The 17,091-nt window shown below is 58.6% G+C and carries 15 protein-coding genes; 6 read left to right on the top strand and 9 right to left on the bottom strand.

The genetic code is table 11. The annotated features are described in order from the left end of the window. Positions 1-89: 89 nt before the first annotated feature. From ubiB to ubiE, 3 genes are read right to left on the bottom strand one after another with little or no spacing between them, the layout of a single operon-like run. Complete coding sequence (gene ubiB / locus AOC04_RS18760; protein WP_060696012.1) at positions 90-1,694, bottom strand: ubiquinone biosynthesis regulatory protein kinase UbiB; 1,605 nt, start codon at positions 1,692-1,694, stop codon at positions 90-92. Continuing rightward, positions 1,691-2,314 (bottom strand): ubiquinone biosynthesis accessory factor UbiJ, encoded by a 624-nt coding sequence (locus AOC04_RS18755; protein ID WP_060696010.1) that lies wholly within the window; start codon positions 2,312-2,314, stop codon positions 1,691-1,693. The genes ubiB and AOC04_RS18755 overlap by 4 nt, the downstream gene beginning before the upstream one ends. After that, the gene (gene ubiE / locus AOC04_RS18750; RefSeq protein WP_003438744.1) at positions 2,314-3,084 is read right to left on the bottom strand and encodes a bifunctional demethylmenaquinone methyltransferase/2-methoxy-6-polyprenyl-1,4-benzoquinol methylase UbiE; all 771 of its coding nucleotides are present in this window, start codon (positions 3,082-3,084) and stop codon (positions 2,314-2,316) included. Before ubiE ends, AOC04_RS18755 begins: the two co-directional genes overlap by 1 nt. A 110-nt stretch (positions 3,085-3,194) precedes the next feature. Between ubiE and AOC04_RS18745 the strand changes: the two genes are divergently transcribed. Further along, entirely contained in the window at positions 3,195-3,470 is a 276-nt protein-coding gene (locus AOC04_RS18745; RefSeq protein ID WP_060696008.1) for a polyhydroxyalkanoic acid system family protein, read from the top strand. Between the two features lie 148 nt (positions 3,471-3,618). Beyond that, positions 3,619-4,365, top strand: coding sequence for a phasin family protein (locus AOC04_RS18740; protein ID WP_060696006.1), 747 nt, complete (start codon positions 3,619-3,621; stop codon positions 4,363-4,365). A gap of 71 nt (positions 4,366-4,436) precedes the next feature. Here the strand turns inward: AOC04_RS18740 and AOC04_RS18735 are convergent, their stop codons facing one another. From AOC04_RS18735 to AOC04_RS18710, 6 genes are all read right to left on the bottom strand, one after another. Then, positions 4,437-4,826, bottom strand: coding sequence for a gamma-butyrobetaine hydroxylase family protein (locus AOC04_RS18735; RefSeq protein ID WP_060696004.1), 390 nt, complete (start codon positions 4,824-4,826; stop codon positions 4,437-4,439). A gap of 147 nt (positions 4,827-4,973) precedes the next feature. After that, positions 4,974-6,308, bottom strand: a complete 1,335-nt coding sequence (hslU, locus tag AOC04_RS18730) for an ATP-dependent protease ATPase subunit HslU (protein ID WP_060696002.1) — start codon at positions 6,306-6,308, stop codon at positions 4,974-4,976. A gap of 62 nt (positions 6,309-6,370) precedes the next feature. Then, entirely contained in the window at positions 6,371-6,901 is a 531-nt protein-coding gene (gene hslV, locus AOC04_RS18725; RefSeq protein ID WP_003438754.1) for an ATP-dependent protease subunit HslV, read from the bottom strand. Positions 6,902-7,097: 196 nt separating this feature from the next. Next, entirely contained in the window at positions 7,098-7,790 is a 693-nt protein-coding gene (locus AOC04_RS18720) for an SPOR domain-containing protein (RefSeq protein ID WP_060696000.1), read from the bottom strand. A 1-nt stretch (position 7,791) separates the two neighbouring features. Then, positions 7,792-9,528, bottom strand: coding sequence for an arginine--tRNA ligase (gene argS / locus AOC04_RS18715; protein ID WP_060695998.1), 1,737 nt, complete (start codon positions 9,526-9,528; stop codon positions 7,792-7,794). Between the two features lie 201 nt (positions 9,529-9,729). Further along, positions 9,730-11,949 carry a primosomal protein N' gene (locus AOC04_RS18710; protein WP_060695995.1) on the bottom strand — a complete coding sequence of 740 codons (2,220 nt, stop codon included), beginning with the start codon at positions 11,947-11,949 and terminating at the stop codon, positions 9,730-9,732. Positions 11,950-12,168: 219 nt separating this feature from the next. Between AOC04_RS18710 and rpmE the strand changes: the two genes are divergently transcribed. The 4 genes from rpmE to AOC04_RS18690 all read left to right on the top strand — a co-directional run bounded on the left by rpmE (position 12,169) and on the right by AOC04_RS18690 (position 17,037). Beyond that, on the top strand, positions 12,169-12,417 hold the full coding sequence (gene rpmE / locus AOC04_RS18705; RefSeq protein WP_003438761.1) for a 50S ribosomal protein L31: 249 nt from the start codon (positions 12,169-12,171) through the stop codon (positions 12,415-12,417). A 5-nt stretch (positions 12,418-12,422) separates the two neighbouring features. Next, on the top strand, positions 12,423-13,250 hold the full coding sequence (locus AOC04_RS18700; RefSeq protein ID WP_060695993.1) for a thermonuclease family protein: 828 nt from the start codon (positions 12,423-12,425) through the stop codon (positions 13,248-13,250). A 181-nt stretch (positions 13,251-13,431) separates the two neighbouring features. Further along, positions 13,432-14,700: a malic enzyme-like NAD(P)-binding protein gene (locus AOC04_RS18695; RefSeq protein ID WP_003438767.1), complete on the top strand. Its 1,269-nt coding sequence runs from the start codon at positions 13,432-13,434 to the stop codon at positions 14,698-14,700. A gap of 264 nt (positions 14,701-14,964) precedes the next feature. Further along, complete coding sequence (locus AOC04_RS18690) at positions 14,965-17,037, top strand: lipase family protein (protein ID WP_237178882.1); 2,073 nt, start codon at positions 14,965-14,967, stop codon at positions 17,035-17,037. Positions 17,038-17,091: the final 54 nt, after the last annotated feature.

The following is a 17,091-nucleotide window of genomic DNA, read 5'->3' as shown; positions in this document are numbered from 1 at the left end:
GTTCGACTCCGCGCGTAGCGATTTAACAGTTTGCCAGCCTCGCCAGATAGTGGCCAGAACTCCTGCAGGAGAGAGCTTGCTCCTGCAGATTATCGGCGCACGATCAGATACAGGCCCACGGCCAGCAGGATCCCGGCCGGCCAGTAGCTCAGGGTGTGCAGCGGCCCGACACTGGCCAGCAGGGCCCCTGCGGCCAGATGCCCGGCACCGAGCAGACGCAGGAACCAGCTGTCCCGTGGTTCGCTGATCACCAGGCGTTGGTTTTTGGCATGGGGTTGCGACATGCGCTCCAGCAAGTCCCGGGTCATGCCGGCCAGATGCGGGATCTGCTCGACCTGGCTGTGCAGGTTGCGCAGCAAGGTTTTGGGGCTCACGCGTTCACGCATCCAGCGCTCGAGGAACGGCTGCGCGGTGCTCCACAGGTCGAGGTCGGGGTACAGCTGACGTCCCAGGCCTTCAATGTTGAGCAGGGTTTTTTGCAATAGCACCAGCTGCGGCTGGACTTCCATATTGAAGCGCCGGGCGGTCTGGAACAGGCGCATCAGCACCTGGCCAAAGGAAATTTCTTTAAGCGGTTTTTCAAAGATCGGCTCGCATACGGTACGGATCGCGGCTTCAAACTCGTTGAGTTTGGTGTGTGCCGGTACCCAGCCCGAATCAATGTGCAACTGCGCCACCCGGCGGTAATCACGCTTGAAGAAGGCAAACAGGTTGCGCGCCAGGTAGTCCTGGTCCTCGGGCGTCAGGCTGCCGACGATGCCGCAGTCGATAGCGATGTATTGCGGGCTCCACGGGCTGACAGTGCTGACGAAAATGTTGCCGGGGTGCATGTCGGCGTGAAAGAAACTGTCACGAAATACCTGGGTGAAGAAAATCTCGACTCCGCGTTCGGCCAGCATCTTCATGTCGGTGCGCTGGTCGGCCAGGGTTTTGAGGTCTGTGACCTGAACCCCGTAGATGCGCTCCATCACCAGGACTTTGGGGCGGCACCAGTCCCAGTAAATCTGCGGCACGTAGAGCATCGGCGAGCCTTCGAAGTTACGTTTGAGCTGGCTGGCGTTGGCCGCTTCACGCAACAGGTCGAGTTCGTCGTAAATGGTCTTTTCGTAGTCACTGACCACGTCCACCGGATGCAGCAACCGGGCGTCGGCGCTCAGGCGTTCGGCAACCCTGGCCAGAATGAACAGCCACGCCAGGTCTGAACCAATGATTGGCTTGAGGCCCGGGCGTACGACCTTGACCACAACTTCTTCGCCGGTTTTGAGCTTGGCCGAGTGAACCTGGGCCACCGAGGCCGAGGCCAGCGGCTCGATGTCAAAACGGCTGAACACTTCGCTGATTGTGGCGCCGAGTTGCTCTTCGATCAGTTTGACCGCCACTTGGGGGTCGAACGGAGGTACGCGGTCCTGCAACAGCATCAGTTCGTCGGCGATGTCTTCGGGCAGCAAGTCGCGACGGGTCGAGAGGATTTGCCCGAACTTGATAAAGATCGGTCCCAGATCCTGCAGCGCCAGGCGCAGTGCAGCGCCGCGGCTCAGTTCCAGCTTCTTGCGCGGGAACCAGCGCCACGGCAGCGCATAGCGCAGCGAGAGCATCCACCACGGCAAGGGCAGGGCGAACAGCAAGTCATCAAGGCGGTAGCGAATGACGACGCGCTGGATGCGAAACAAACGGCGTATGGCAAGCAGCTTCATGCGTTATCGCTGGAATTGAGGGATCGGCCAAGGCGCTCAAAGCGCGCCTCAAGGCGGTCCAGGTCGAGTTTGAGTTGGTCGAGTTCGTCAAAACGCGCTTGCGCTTCACGTTGTCCGACCAAGGTGCGGGCTTCTTCGCTGAGGTATTCGGCCAGATTCTGATTCAGGCTGGCGAACCCTTGCTGATACCAGTTGGCGCGGCTGCGCAGGTGACCACCAACCAGTGCCGTGGCGACCGGCCCGAGCCAGCGCGAGAGTTCGTACTCCCAGTCCAGCTCCAGGTCCTGCAGCACCTGGGCGAGCGCCATCAATGCATGGCTGTCGCCCTCAAGATCTACTTCAGGGCTGTGCAGCACGGCGGTTTTGTCTTTGCTCAGGACCAGGCGCAACAAGCTGGATGCGGGTGCACGCAGGGTGCAATCGGCATCGGCTGCCCATTGGGTAGCCAGCAGCAGGCCTTCATCGCTGGGCAGGATAAACAGCTGCAATGGCGGAGCCGCGCATTCGACGGCAATGACTTTGCCGGTCAAAGGCTGCAGGCGCGCCATGGCTGTACTGTCCAACCGTAAAATACGATTGACGCCGTTTTCAACGCTGGCGAGAAGGCCGCGCAATAACATCAGGGCTTGATGCCGCGGTGCAGCGCGACGATGCCTGAAGTCATGTTGTGATAGGTCACCCGGTCAAACCCGGCCTCGACCATCATCGACTTCAGCGTCTCCTGGTTCGGGTGCATGCGGATTGACTCGGCCAGGTAGCGATAGCTCTCCGGGTCATTGAGGATCAGCTTGCCAACCATCGGCATGAAGGCGAACGAATAAGCATCGTAAACCTTGGACATCAAGGGGTTGGTCGGTTTGGAGAACTCCAGCACCAACAGGCGTCCGCCCGGCTTGAGTACCCGCAGCATGGAGCGCAATGCGTCTTCCTTGTGGGTCACGTTGCGCAGGCCGAAGGCGATGGTTACGCAATCGAAGTGGTTGTCCGGGAACGGCAGCTTTTCAGCGTCGGCCTGAACAAACTCGATATTGCCGGCAACACCTTTGTCCAGCAGGCGGTCACGGCCGACCTTGAGCATGGAGGCGTTGATATCAGCCAGCACGACCTGGCCGGTAGGGCCGACCAGATGGGAAAACTTGCGGGCCAGGTCACCGGTGCCGCCTGCGATGTCCAGCACCTTGTTGCCCGGGCGTACGCCGGACAGTTCGATGGTGAAACGCTTCCACAGACGGTGCATGCCGCCTGAGAGGACGTCGTTCATCAAGTCATATTTAGCGGCTACAGAGTGAAAAACCTCGGCGACTTTTTCCGCCTTCTGGCTTTCCGGAACATTTTTGAAGCCGAAGTGAGTGGTGGGTTCGGCATCGCTGCCTTTGCGCTGATCAGTCATATCGCTGTCACCAAAAGAGAATGCTGGACATTCTAATCCCGGTGGCCGGCTTTGTCTTGGCGAGGCTGAAGGTAAGTATAGTGTCGGCCTTATTTACTCGGAGTGAACCAATGGCTCGTATCAGCGTTGAACGGACCCATACCCTGGGCCTGGAAGCAGCACGTGAAAAAGCTCAACCCCTGGTTGCCAAGCTGGCGGGGCAGTATGGCCTGACACCCGACTGGTCGGGAGACACGGTAAAACTCAAGCGTTCGGGAGTGAACGGCACCCTGGCCATCAGCGACAAAACCATCAGGGTCGATGTTGAACTGGGCATGTTGATGTCTGCGATGAGCGGCATGATTCAATCGGAAATCGAGCGTTCCCTGGACAAGGCTTTGTCATGAAATAGCAGCGCTGGCCAACCCTGATTGGCTTCTGACTGGCAGCGAGGCCACTTAGCGTCTAAACCTGATGCAGGTGAGCACTATGTTCATCTTGATGATTCGACGATCTTGCTCACTGACGTCGCGACTTAACATTGAGGGGAACACGATGGCTGCTAAAAAACCGACTGCCAAAGAAAGCAATTCATGGGTAGGCAAGGTTGAGGAGTACTCACGCAAAATCTGGCTGGCAGGTTTGGGTGTGTACTCAAAGATCGATACCGACGGTAGCAAGCTGTTTGATACGTTAGTCAAAGATGGGGAAAAGGCCGAGAAATTGTCCAAGGCAGCGGTCGCTAAACTGGCCGACGGCGCTAAATCAACCACCTCATCTGCCCGTACCCGGGTCGAGGATGTCAAAGACCTGGCTCTGGGCAAGTGGAGCGAGTTCGAAGAGGCGTTCGATAAGCGTCTGAACAATGCGATTTCACGTTTGGGTGTTCCCAGCCGTGAAGAGGTCAAAGCGTTGCACACCAAGGTCGAGACCCTGACCAAACATATTGAGAAGCTCACCGCTGCGGCAGCCAAAGTGGCTGCAACCAAGCCTTCGGCTGCCAGCAAGCCGGCGCCTGCCAAAGCGGCTGCCAAGCCCGTGGCAAAAACCGCAGCGGCCAAGCCAGCTGTTAAAGCAGTGGCCAAACCCGCCGCCAGGACAACAGCCAAACCTGCGACCAAACCCGCAGTTAAACCCGCCGCCAAGCCTGCAACTGCTGCGAGCAAGCCTGCAGCAAAACCTGCCGCTGCCAAATCTGTAGCAGCCAAGCCTTCGGCAAAAAAACCGGTTGCAGCTAAAAAGCCGGCCGCCGCTAAACCGCCGGTCACTGCTCCTGAGGCAAAACCTGAAGCTACGGTTTAGCCCATAGCAACTTCAGAAGAGGCTTGCCCGCGATGCAGACACTATCGCTGGCAAGCCATTCGGGATGGGCGTTAAAGCATCAGCTTGACGATGGATTCCGAAGGGTCGCGGGACTTGCCGGCTTTTTTCAGTTCTTGCAGATAATCAGCCCACAACGCCTCTTGGCGCGCTCCGAGCTGGTAGAGGTACTCCCAGGTAAACAGGCCGCTGTCGTGACCGTCATCGAAGGTTATTTTCAACGCATATTGGCCCGCGGGTTCTATCTTGCTCAGGCCTACGTTGATTTTCCCGACTTGCAGAATCCGATTGCCGTGGCCCTGGACTTCGGCGGAGGGCGAGTGCACGCGCAGAAACTCAGCAGGCAGGTGGTATTGCTCGCCGGAGGGGTATTTGAGCGTGAGGGTTTTAGAGGCTTTGTGCAGGTTGATGGCGTTGGGGATTGGCGCTGGAGTAGGGCTCATTGGGACAAAACCTTTTTGTCATCACACACGCTGTAGCCGCGGCCACAGGTTGCGATTGCCAACCGGGTTGGCGCTGGATCCGGGGGATCGCAGCAGGCTTTTGGCCTTATCGCAGCCTTTGACAGCGGCTACAGGTTTGGTGAGGGCTTACAAAATATAGCGCGAGAGGTCTTCGTTCTCGGCCAGTTCGCCCAGGTGGCTGTTCACGTATTCAGCGTCAATGCGGATCGGCTCGTCTTTTTGTGCGCTGGCGATATCACCGGCGCTGAAAGACACCTCTTCAAGCAAACGCTCAAGCAATGTGTGCAGGCGGCGAGCACCGATGTTTTCGGTTTTTTCGTTTACCTGCCAGGCAATTTCGGCCAGACGCTTGATGCCTTCGGGCAGGAACTCGATGTTCAGGCCTTCGGTTTTCAGCAGTTCGCGATATTGCTCGGTCAGGGACGCGTGCGGTTCGCTGAGAATGCGCTCGAAGTCTTCCGGCGTCAGCGCCTTGAGTTCGACCCGGATCGGCAGGCGGCCTTGCAGCTCCGGCACCAGATCGCTTGGCTTGCTCAGATGGAATGCCCCCGAAGCGATAAACAGGATGTGGTCAGTTTTGACCATGCCCAGTTTGGTGTTCACGGTGCAGCCTTCGATCAGCGGCAGCAGGTCACGTTGCACGCCTTCACGGGAGACATCGGCACCGCCGACATTGCCACGCTTGGCAACCTTGTCGATTTCGTCGATGAACACGATACCGTGTTGCTCAACGGCTTCCAGGGCCTTGGCCTTGAGTTCTTCGTCATTGACCAGGCGGCCGGCTTCTTCGTCACGCACCATTTTCAGTGCTTCTTTGACTTTGAGCTTGCGGTTCTTGCGCTTGCCTTTGCCCATGTTGGCAAACAGGCTTTGCAGCTGGTTGGTCATTTCTTCCATGCCGGGCGGCGCGGAAATATCGACGCCGGCAATGTCTGCGACTTCGATTTCGATTTCCTTGTCGTCCAGCTGGCCTTCACGCAGGCGTTTGCGGAACAGCTGACGGGTGTTGGAGTCCTGCGGTGTGGCCGCTTCTTCACCAAAGGTACGGGCAGGCGGCAACAGGGCGTCGAGGATGCGCTCTTCGGCTGCATCTTCGGCACGATGGCGAACCTTGACGATTTCCTGCTCGCGCAACAGCTTGATCGCCGCGTCAGCCAGATCACGAATGATCGATTCAACATCGCGGCCGACATAGCCCACTTCGGTGAACTTGGTCGCTTCAACCTTGATGAACGGCGCGTTGGCCAGTTTGGCCAGGCGGCGGGCGATTTCGGTTTTACCGACGCCGGTCGGGCCGATCATCAGAATGTTTTTTGGCGTCACTTCAACGCGCAGCTCTTCTGGAAGCTGCATCCGGCGCCAGCGGTTACGCAGGGCGATGGCAACGGCGCGCTTGGCGTCGTCCTGGCCGATGATATGGCGATTGAGTTCGTGGACGATTTCGCGGGGAGTCATGGACATAGTAATTGGCGTTCCTCTAGCAGAATCAGCAAACGGGCCGGCAAGCCGGCCCGGCAGGTGGCTTATTCAGCGAGGTCCTGCTCCTCAATAGTGATGTTGTGGTTGGTGAATACGCAGATGTCACCGGCGATACCGAGAGCGGTTTCGGCGATTTCGCGGGCCGACAGATCGGTTTTCATCAGCAGGGCGCGGGCTGCTGCCTGGGCGAATGCACCGCCGGAGCCCATGGCTATCAAGCCGTCTTCTGGCTCAACCACGTCACCGTTACCGGTGATGATCAAGGATGCGTCTTTGTTGGCTACGGCCAACATCGCTTCCAGACGGCTGAGCGAGCGGTCGGTACGCCATTCTTTGGCCAACTCGACAGCCGCACGAACCAGATGGCCCTGGTGTTTTTCCAGCTGGCCTTCAAAGCGTTCAAACAGGGTAAATGCATCAGCGGTAGCACCGGCAAAACCGGCGATAACCTGGCCGTGATAGAGACGGCGGACTTTTTTCGCGTTGCCTTTCATCACGGTATTGCCAAGAGAAACCTGGCCGTCGCCAGCCATAACGACTTTGCCGTGACGGCGTACTGAAACGATGGTGGTCAAGGGAGAGTCTCCACGCAGCGGGGCGAAAATGCCTGATGGAAATACATATGGGGGTTGTAGGCGGTTTTTCAACAGCGGGGAGGGAATGCAGATGAATGGAGCGCGGATACGAGGGGGGGTTAGATGATGCGGTGCTGCCATCGCCGGCAAGCCGGCTCCCACAGATTGTTACAAATTCTGTGGGAGCCGCCTTTGATCAGCGACGTTGTTGCAACAACAAATTGTTGAAGCCGCTACCCGCCAGCTGTTTCTGGGCGACGGTCAATTGCTCGCGGTTGCTGAACGGTCCGACCAGCACCCGGTACCAGGTTTCATCTTTCACTGTGCCGGCTTCGACCGTGGCGGTCTGGCCCAGCAAAATGATTTGCGCGCGAACCCGTTCAGCATCGGCCTGTTTGCGGAACGAGCCCGCTTGCAGGAAGAATTTGGTTACAGGTGCCGCTTTGGCGATGGGTGGCGCAGGAGGTGGCGTAATGCCGCTCAAGGCCGCCTGAGCGCGGGCGGTGTCGATTTTTGCCGCTTCGGCAGGTGTCACCGGTGCCAATGGCGCCGTTTGCGGCGTAGGCGGGGTTTTCTCCGGTACGGCATCCGGCGGCACGATCACTTCAGACTCGGGCAGCAAGGTATAGAAGTCGTACTTGGGTTTGACCGGCTGGGTAGGGCTAGGCGCCGTTTTATTCGCTTCAGCGACTTGAGCAGCTTTCTGCTGCTCCTGCTTGACCCGTTTTACGTCGTCACCCTTGCCGGGCTCGAGTTTCATCAGAAACACGATAAACGCACCCACCGTGAGGCCAATGGCCATCCATAGCCAGCCCGGGATTGGCTTCTTTGCAGGGGCCTGATAGCGGCTGGCGCCACGCTTGGGTGCAGGTTTTTTCTTGGCGGCCAACTTACATGCGCTCCAGTGTTTCCAGACCCAGCAGTTCCAGGCCTTGCTTGAGGGTACGCCCGGCCAGGGCTGCCAGACGCAGGCGGCTTTGTTTTTGCGCTTCGTCGTCGGCTGTCAGGATCGGGCAGTTCTCGTAGAAGCTGGAGAACAGACCGGCCACTTCGTACAAATAAGTACACAGGGTGTGCGGGGTGCCTTTTTCGGCAACGTTGTTCAGCACTTCACCGAACTGCGCCAGTTTGGCAGCCAATTCTTGCTCTTGCGGTGCGGCAAGTACGATTTGGCCTTCAACTTCCTGGAAGTTCTTGCCCAGTTTGCGGAAGACGCCCGCGACACGGGTGTAGGCATACAGCAGGTAGGGGGCGGTATTGCCTTCAAAGTTCAGCATCAAATCGAAGTTGAAGCTGTAGTCGCTGGTGCGGTGTTTGGACAAGTCAGCGTATTTCACAGCGCCGATGCCGACCACTTTGGCAATGGCGCGCAGTTCGTCTTCCGCCAGTTCCGGGTTTTTCTCTTTGACCAGGGTGTAGGCGCGCTCTTTGGCTTCGGTGAGCAGGTCGACCAGCTTTACCGTGCCGCCATCGCGGGTCTTGAACGGGCGGCCATCAGCCCCGTTCATGGTGCCGAAGCCCATGTGCTCCATCTCCATCGGATGGGTTACAAAACCGGCTTTGCGGGCGACTGCAAACACTTGCTGGAAGTGCAGTGCCTGACGCTGATCGACGAAGTACAAGGCGCGATCGGCTTTCAGCACTCCGCTGCGATAGCGGATCGCCGCCAGGTCAGTGGTGGCGTACAGATAGCCGCCGTCAGCTTTAACGATGATCACCGGCAGTGGCTCGCCTTCAGCATTTTTGAACTCGTCGAGGAACACGCACTGGGCGCCGTTGCTCTCGACCAGCATGCCTTTGGCCTTGAGGTCGTTGACCACGTTGATCAGGTCGTCGTTGTAGGCGCTTTCGCCCATAACGTCAGCCATCGTCAGTTTGACGTTCAACTGCTCGTAAATTTTCTGACAGTGCGAGAGCGAGATATCTTTGAACTTGGTCCACAGCGCCAGGCAATCCGGGTCGCCGGCTTGCAGCTTGACCACCAGGCCGCGAGCGCGGTCGGCAAATTCAGGGGACTCGTCGAAGCGTTTTTTGGCCGCGCGGTAGAAGTTCTCCAGGTCAGACAGCTCGTCGCTGGTGATCGGGTTTTCTTCCAGGTACGCCATCAGCATGCCGAACTGGGTGCCCCAGTCGCCCACGTGGTTCTGACGAATCACCTCGTCGCCGAGGAACTCCAGCACCCGTGCTACGCCGTCCCCGATGATGGTGGAGCGCAAATGGCCCACGTGCATCTCTTTGGCCAGGTTGGGGGCGGACATGTCAACGACGGTGCGCATTGGCTTGGTGGCCTTGCGCACGCCAATTTTCGGGTCGGCCAGTGCTGCGTCAAGACGCGAAGCCAGGGCCTGGGTGTTCTGAAAGAAATTCAGGAAGCCGGGGCCGGCGATTTCGGTCTTGCTGATTTGTTCATCGGCAGGCAGGGCCGCGATGATTTTTTCAGCCAGATCGCGCGGCTTCATGCCGGCAGGTTTGGCCAACATCATGGCGATGTTGCTGGCGAAGTCGCCGTGAGTCTTGTCACGGGCGTTTTCCACCTGAATCGCTGGCGTCAGGCCTTCAGGCAACACACCTTCTGTGACGAGTTGGGCTAGGGCTTGTTGAATCAGCTGGCGAATGGTGTCTTTCATGGTCTTCTCTGTCGACCGCAAGCGCGGTAGCGCCTCAGTGCGCAGGTGGAAAAACTGTGTATTATCCGTTGCCGGGTCGGCCTTGCCAACCTTGGCAGTCGGGTAGTTCACGGTTTATGCAAATTGCAGCGGGTACAACCCGCAGCAGCGAGCTTGCTTGCGGTCTTCTGGTCTTGAAAAGCTCGCGCCTGCAGGCGTGGGTCAATACAAATCCACCGGGTCGACATCCAGCGACCAGCGTACCTGTCGGCCGCTGGGCATTTGCTCCAGTGCCAGCAGCCATTGGCTGAGCAGTCGATGCAGAGGCCCGCGGGCGTTGGCTTGCAATAGTAGCTGAGCCCGATAGCGTCCGGCGCGGCGCTCCATGGGCGCTGGCACCGGGCCGAGCAGTTCGATGCCGCCCAGATTCAGCTCGCCCAATAAACGTTCTGCCTCGCTGCAAGCCTCATCCAGAAAGCTTTCGGCCTGCCCCGGCTTGTGGGCCTCGGCACGTAACAGGGCCAGGTGCGCAAATGGCGGTAGCCCGGCTGCCCGACGCTCACTCAAGGCCTGTTCGGCGAAGGCGAAGTACCCCTGCTCGGTCAATTGAATCAGCAATGGGTGGTCGGCCAGGTGAGTCTGGATGATCACCTTGCCTGGCTCTTCGGCACGACCGGCACGACCGGCGACCTGAACGATAAGCTGGGCCATGCGCTCGCTGGCGCGGAAGTCGCCGGAGAACAGGCCGCCATCGGCATCCAGGATCGACACCAGTGTCACCCGTGGGAAGTGATGGCCTTTGGCGAGCATTTGGGTGCCGATCAAAATACATGGCTGGCCCTTTTGAATCGTGGCAAACAGCTGGTTCATCGCGTCTTTGCGCGAGGTGCTGTCGCGATCGACCCTGAGTACCGGGTAATCGGGGAATAAAATGCCCAGTCGCTCTTCAGCGCGCTCGGTGCCGGCGCCCACGGGCCGTAAATCGACCTTGGCGCATTGCGGGCAATTGCGCGGTACGCGCTCGACGTAACCGCAGTGATGACAGCGCAGTTCGCCAGAACGCTGATGAACGGTCATGCGCGCATCACAGCGCTGGCATTCCGACATCCAGCCGCAGTCATGGCACAGCAATGTAGGCGCAAAGCCCCGGCGGTTGAGAAACACCAGCACCTGCTGACCCGCGGCAAGGGTCTGGCCGATGGCCTGCTGCATCGGGCCGGAAATGCCGCTGTCCAGTGGACGGCTTTTCACATCCAGGCGCAGGAAGCGTGGCTGTTTGGCGCCACCCGCCCGTTCGTTCAGGCGCAACAGGCCGTAACGACCGGTGTAGGCGTTGTGCAGGCTTTCCAGGGATGGGGTGGCGGAGCCCAGAACAATCGGGATGTTTTCCTGGCGGGCGCGGACCAGTGCCAGGTCGCGGGCGTGATAGCGCAAACCTTCCTGCTGTTTATAGGAGCCGTCGTGCTCTTCGTCGATGATGATCAGCCCGGGGTTTTTCATTGGGGTGAACAATGCCGAGCGGGTGCCAATAATAATGTCGGCTTCGCCATCCCGGGCTGCCAGCCAGCTTTCCAGGCGTTCGCGGTCGTTGACTGCCGAGTGCACCAGTGCGATGCGCGCGTTAAAACGCTGCTCGAAACGGGCCAGGGTCTGTGGGCCCAAGTTGATTTCGGGGATCAACACCAGCGCCTGTTTACCCGCCTGGAGCGTTTCTCGGATCAGTTGCAAATACACTTCGGTCTTGCCGCTGCCCGTGACGCCAGCCAGTAAAAAGGCGTGAAAGTGGTCGAACCCTGCCCGAATCGCCTCGTAGGCGGCCCGTTGTTCGCTGTTGAGCGGCAATTCCGGCTGGGCCAGCCAGTGTTCGTGGCGCTCACTCGGTGCGTGACGGCGGATTTCCACGGTGACCAGTTCTTTGGCCAGCAGCAGGTCGAGGCTGTCTTTGCTCAACATCAATTTGCTGAGCAGTTGATGGGCCACGCCATGGGGGTGCTGGGCGAGGGTTGCCAGTGCTTCGCGCTGACGCGGGGCACGGGCGACGCGTGGGTCGTCGAGTCTGGCGCCGGGGGCAATCTGCCAGAACCGCTCCTGACGGGTTTCGGCCAGTTCGCCCTGACGCAGCAACACTGGCAGCGCCCAGCTCAGGGTGTCGCCCAGGCTGTGCTGGTAGTACTGCGAAGTCCATAAACAGAGCTTGAACAAGGAGGCTGGCAGCGGCGGTGCGGCATCGAGCAGTGCGATAGCCGGCTTGAGCTTGTCGGCTGGCACATCGCTGTGGTCTACCACTTCGACCAGAATGCCGATCATTTCGCGCCGCCCGAACGGTACCCGCAGGCGCATACCTGGCTGTAATTGACTGCGCAGCACGCCCGCAGGCGCCCGGTAATCAAACAGGCGGCGCAGGGGGGAAGGCAGGGCAAGGCGCAAAATGGCGTCGGGCACGCGGGGCTCTCAAGTGATGAACGGCAAAGATGGCCCGGAGCCTAGCAGACAACGCGGTCCGGGACTAAAAGGCAGGTCAATGAATGGTGAAAGAATTTGGGGGGAGCATGATTGGTCACTTGCGTCAATGCAAAGGTCTGGTATTATCGGCGCCCTAAATTTACGTGCGGTATTCAACAATGGTGTTGAGTGGCGGCACGCTAGCCTGAGGAATACCCCATGAAAGCCGATATCCATCCAGCGTACGAAACAATCCTGGTAACTTGCAGCTGCGGCAACAAGTTCGAAACCCGTTCGAACCTGTGCAAGCCACTGGGCACTGACGTATGCAACGAGTGCCACCCGTTCTACACCGGTAAGCAGAAAACTCTGGACATTGGCGGTCGTGTTGATCGCTTCAAGACTCGTTTTGGTGCTTTCGGCGCTAAAGCAGCTCCAGCAGCAGAAGCAGACAAAGCAGCCGAGTAAGGCTGATGACTCTGGTCAGGCTTTCTGGTCTGGCCGGGTTATTGAAAAAGGCGTCCCTTGTGGGCGCCTTTTTTGTGCCTGCGATTTGGCTGGCTGGCGTATCTGCTGCGCCGCTGTGCGCCGCGTCGGGAGCGCTGTCTTACGCACAGGTGCAGCGGGTGGTCGATGGCGACACGTTGCGCCTCACGGATGGCCGCAGTGTGCGCATGATCGGTCTCAATGCCCCTGAGACGGGGAAGAAAGGCCAGTCCGCCGAGCCTTTTGCCGAGGCTGCGCGCAAGCGTCTGCAAGACCTGGTGGCTCAGAGCGACGGGCGGGTCGGATTGCTCGCCGGCAGGCAGGCTCAGGACCGTTACGGTCGCACTCTGGCCCATGTGTTTGGCGCCGATGGCAGTAATCTCGAGGCCCGGTTGCTGGCCGATGGACTGGCGTATCAGGTCGCGATAGCCCCGAACGTCGAGCTGCTCGAGTGCCAGCAGGCTGCGGAGCGCAGCGCCCGGGCCTCCGGTTTGGGGTTATGGCGCCAGTCGCCGGTGCTGGCGCCGCAGCAAATTACCCATTCTGGTTTTGCATTGGTGGGCGGCAAGGTCAGCAAGGTGCAGCGCAATCGTGGCGGTCTTTGGATCGATCTGCAGGGCGGTCTGGTATTGCACATTGCACCCAATCAGCTTGCCAACTTTGATCAACAATCCTTGCTCAAGCTGCAAGGTGCGCAGGTTGAAGCCCGTGGCTGGGTGCTGGATCGCCAGCGCCGGGGTGGCCTGAAGGACGGGCAGGGGCGCTGGATGTTGCCATTGACCCATTCGGGGATGCTTCAAGTCACTGCGCATTAAAAGTTGTAGACAATTTTTAATGCTGATTGTGAACACTCTAGCCCTTGCAGGGCGCGGCTCTTGGCCCAAAGTCGTAAGGTAAAGCCCTTGACACTGCTGACTGGTCAGTCTTGTCGGGACTTTACGACACGCGTATGCTCGGCGGTCCGTCTGTCCAACAGCATAAAAGCGGATTGCCCATATGTCTGATTTGAAAACCGCCGCTCTCGAATATCATGCCCAGCCCCGTCCAGGGAAACTGAGTGTCGAGCTCACCAAGCCTACTGCGACTGCCCGCGATCTAGCGCTAGCTTACAGCCCGGGTGTAGCCGAACCAGTGCGCGAAATCGCCCGCGACCCTGAACTTGCCTACAAGTACACCGGCAAGGGCAACCTGGTAGCCGTAATTTCTGACGGTACCGCGATTCTGGGCTTGGGTAACCTCGGCCCATTGGCCTCCAAACCTGTTATGGAAGGCAAAGGCGTACTGTTCAAGCGCTTTGCCGGTATCGATGTTTTTGACATCGAAGTTGACTCCGAAAGCCCGCAAGCCTTCATCGACACTGTAAAACGCATCTCCATCACCTTCGGCGGCATCAACCTCGAAGACATCAAGGCACCTGAGTGCTTTGAGATTGAGCGTGCCCTGATCGAGCAGTGCGATATTCCGGTATTCCACGATGACCAGCACGGCACCGCCATTGTGACTGCGGCCGGCATGATCAACGCCCTGGAAATCGCCGGTAAAACCCTGGCTGACGCCAAAATCGTCTGCCTGGGCGCCGGTGCTGCTGCCATCTCCTGCATGAAATTGCTGGTGAGCATGGGCGCAGCCATTGAGAACATCTACATGATCGACCGTACCGGGGTGATCCACTCCGGTCGTGACGACCTGAACCAGTACAAAGCGGTATTTGCCCACGCAACCGAAAAACGCACCCTGGCTGATGCCATGGAAGGCGCAGACGTGTTCGTTGGCCTGTCGGGTCCAAACCTGCTGAGCGCTGAGAACCTGCTGCGCATGGCGCCTAACCCGATCGTGTTCGCGTGCTCCAACCCGGATCCGGAAATCTCTCCGGAACTGGCTCACGCCACGCGTAACGACGTGATCATGGCCACTGGCCGTTCGGACTACCCGAATCAGGTCAACAACGTTCTGGGCTTCCCTTTCATCTTCCGTGGTGCTCTGGACGTTCGCGCCAAGCGCATCAACGAAGAAATGAAAATCGCAGCGGCCAACGCACTGCGTGAACTGGCCAAACTGCCGGTGCCACAAGAAGTGTGTGACGCCTACGGCGGCATCAAGCTGGAATTCGGTCGTGAGTACATCATTCCGAAACCAATGGACGCCCGCCTTATCACCCTGATCTCCGATGCCGTGGCTAAAGCCGCCATCGAGACCGGCGTTGCTACCCTGCCATACCCGAAAAACTACCCGCTCAAAAGCGTGGATGACGTGTTTAACGGCTAATTCCGTTTAGCGTCAAACCTGAAGCCCCGATGCTGCGAAGCATCGGGGCTTTTTGCTTTTTGGCGGTGCCAGGTTTTTTGTTGAACTAGCAAAAGCCAGACCCTCAAGGGTGGTAGGAGATAACTTGTAATCGTTTAGGCGGTTTTTGCTTACTTTTGAGAATTATCCTACATATTTTCTTGAGCCTATTCGTTAGCTTCGCCCCCCTTTATTGGGGGCTACTTTGTTTCGAAGCGTGCCCTCTGCGCCAAAGAGGAATCACGGATGTCCACTCTTGCCTGCGAGCACAGTAATAGTTGCACCACTTTCCAATTAATCGATGCGCACGGTGCGGGAGAGCCCTATGCGGGATTAGCTTTTGATGTCGTCGACAGGGAGGGCGGCAAGCACAGTGGTTATCTGGATCAGACAGGTAGCGCCAGACTGATCAATCTTGTTAGCAGTCCGGTCCGCTTGCTGTTTACACAGCCCCATGACCGTAGCGATCCGCTCTACTCGCAATTAATGGACCGGGCGCATTACCCCCTTAAAATCACCGAGCTTCAGGTCAGGGCCGAGCGAACCCGACACCTTGACCGTGACGCTGGCCGTGCACCGAATAAACCGGCGCACCTGAGCGCCGGATATGACTATTACCAGGTTGAAGTAAGGCATCTGGTCGAGCACGTTACGCATTTGCCGCCAGAGCTTGAGTGCCATTTTCCGGCCGATGATGTAGCTCGGCCGAGAGCCTGCGGACGCTCTCGGCCCGGGCTGCTTTTGGCTGGCAATCATCACTCGGTGCTGCAGATTCGTCCCTTGCGGGCGTTGCGTCCGATGCTGTCAACGAGCCCGCAGTTTTGTGCGCTTAACCTGTACCAGTTGGCATTGATGTCGACGTTGGGTCATTGCCCGTTTGGTCAGGCATCAGGCACTCGGAGTGAACAGTCTGCGTATGCGCAACTGAGTATGGGGGACTGGCAGGTCAACCCGGAGCAAGCCAAGCGCTATTACCCGCTCTATGAGGATGTGCCGTACTCCAGGCGTTTCGAGATCGTGCCCTTCGATCCTGTTTTATATCCGCTCAATGACCCGCTATTAGAAGCCGCTCAGCAAACCCCGGCCAATATTCACTTTCTGGGCGATATCCGGTTTGGAGTACAAGGCTGCGATGCACAGACCTTTGTGACCCATCACGACGAAATCATCCTGATTGCCGTTCGGAGCACCCGTTCGTGGTCCGATATCTCGTGTGATGCAGATGTACTTCAAGTGCAATTTGAGGAGGGTGAAGGCAAGGTGCATGGCGGGTTTTATCAGGCCGCCAGGCAGGCTTACGAGCTTGTGAGCACTTACCTGGGTAAATTCTACGCGGGGCAAAAAATACTGGTTTGTGGTCACAGCACGGGCGGCGCCATCGGGTTGATTCTGGCGCAGATGCTACGCAAGCGTTCTGCAGCTTGCGATGTACAGCTCTACACATACGGCGCCCCGCGCGCGGCAGATGCGACCTTCGTCAAAGATGCCGGGTCCCTGGTGCATCATCGTATGGTCAACCATGATGACCCGGTGCCCTGTACCCCGGGGGGCTGGATGAACACCAGGCTGTCGGCGTATGGCGCAGAAGACGTGTTCACGTTTGAGCGTGTGCCTGCGGGGTTCGGGGCGTTTGTGGTGGGGCTTAACCATCTGACCGGGGAGCTTTATCAGCATCACGGAAACTTGCAGCACTTTATGCCGGTGGAGTTTGGACAGGGCCAGGTCTCGCATGTGATGTGGGGGCCTGTGAGCGATACCGTTACCCAGCACGCAGTGAACGTCGCAGTGCTTGAGCACAAATGCGCATTACCCGGGCGTGACGGGCCGCTCAAGGAGCTTGTTAGCGTGGGCCAGCAATTCATGCTCGACAGCTACATTCCGAGTTGTTGGGCCGCTCTGCGTCGTTATCAGCAAGCTCTGGAGGGGAAGCGCTCACTGGTGACAGAGCGTGAGGTCATGTTCATTGACCGGGCGTTCGAGAGCATCGCTCAACAACTGCGGGGCAAATACCAGCAACAGATGACTCGCCCGGGGAGCAAGGCTCACGGGCAGGTTCGGACGGTAAATTTGTTGATGCGCGAGATCAGCAAGGTCCACATGACCCGCGAGCGTTTGTACTGTCTGAGGTTCAAGGTACCCGGCCCGGCGAGTGTGTATGGCCAGTTTGCGCTACACCCCGAGGCGCTGGCCGAGGGGTTGGCACGCTGGTTGGCGCACAGTGAAAGCCGGCGTGCCGATCAGTTGGCCATGGCGCCTGTAGAAGAGTCGCTCGACGGAATGAATCTGCGGATTTTCCAGACGGGACGAATACAGGCCTGAACGGCGCTGGCGGTGATGGTACCGAGCGCAGCGCCTTTGACGGGGTGCTGCGCT

The organism is Pseudomonas versuta (assembly GCF_001294575.1).
Classification (GTDB): domain Bacteria; phylum Pseudomonadota; class Gammaproteobacteria; order Pseudomonadales; family Pseudomonadaceae; genus Aquipseudomonas; species Aquipseudomonas versuta.
Note: the sequence above shows the minus strand (reverse complement) of the source record. Positions and strands in the feature narration are given on the sequence as shown.

Excerpts from the sequence above, each read along its gene's own strand:
- AOC04_RS18700 (WP_060695993.1), top strand. The coding sequence starts at position 12,423 with ATGACTCTGGTCAGGCTTTCTGGTCTGGCCGGGTTATTGAAAAAGGCG.
- hslU (WP_060696002.1), bottom strand. The coding sequence starts at position 6,308 with ATGTCCATGACTCCCCGCGAAATCGTCCACGAACTCAATCGCCATATC.
- AOC04_RS18690 (WP_237178882.1), top strand. The coding sequence starts at position 14,965 with ATGTCCACTCTTGCCTGCGAGCACAGTAATAGTTGCACCACTTTCCAA.
- AOC04_RS18755 (WP_060696010.1), bottom strand. The coding sequence starts at position 2,314 with ATGTTATTGCGCGGCCTTCTCGCCAGCGTTGAAAACGGCGTCAATCGT.
- AOC04_RS18745 (WP_060696008.1), top strand. The coding sequence starts at position 3,195 with ATGGCTCGTATCAGCGTTGAACGGACCCATACCCTGGGCCTGGAAGCA.
- AOC04_RS18695 (WP_003438767.1), top strand. The coding sequence starts at position 13,432 with ATGTCTGATTTGAAAACCGCCGCTCTCGAATATCATGCCCAGCCCCGT.
- argS (WP_060695998.1), bottom strand. The coding sequence starts at position 9,528 with ATGAAAGACACCATTCGCCAGCTGATTCAACAAGCCCTAGCCCAACTC.
- AOC04_RS18740 (WP_060696006.1), top strand. The coding sequence starts at position 3,619 with ATGGCTGCTAAAAAACCGACTGCCAAAGAAAGCAATTCATGGGTAGGC.
- ubiE (WP_003438744.1), bottom strand. The coding sequence starts at position 3,084 with ATGACTGATCAGCGCAAAGGCAGCGATGCCGAACCCACCACTCACTTC.
- ubiB (WP_060696012.1), bottom strand. The coding sequence starts at position 1,694 with ATGAAGCTGCTTGCCATACGCCGTTTGTTTCGCATCCAGCGCGTCGTC.
- rpmE (WP_003438761.1), top strand. The coding sequence starts at position 12,169 with ATGAAAGCCGATATCCATCCAGCGTACGAAACAATCCTGGTAACTTGC.
- AOC04_RS18735 (WP_060696004.1), bottom strand. The coding sequence starts at position 4,826 with ATGAGCCCTACTCCAGCGCCAATCCCCAACGCCATCAACCTGCACAAA.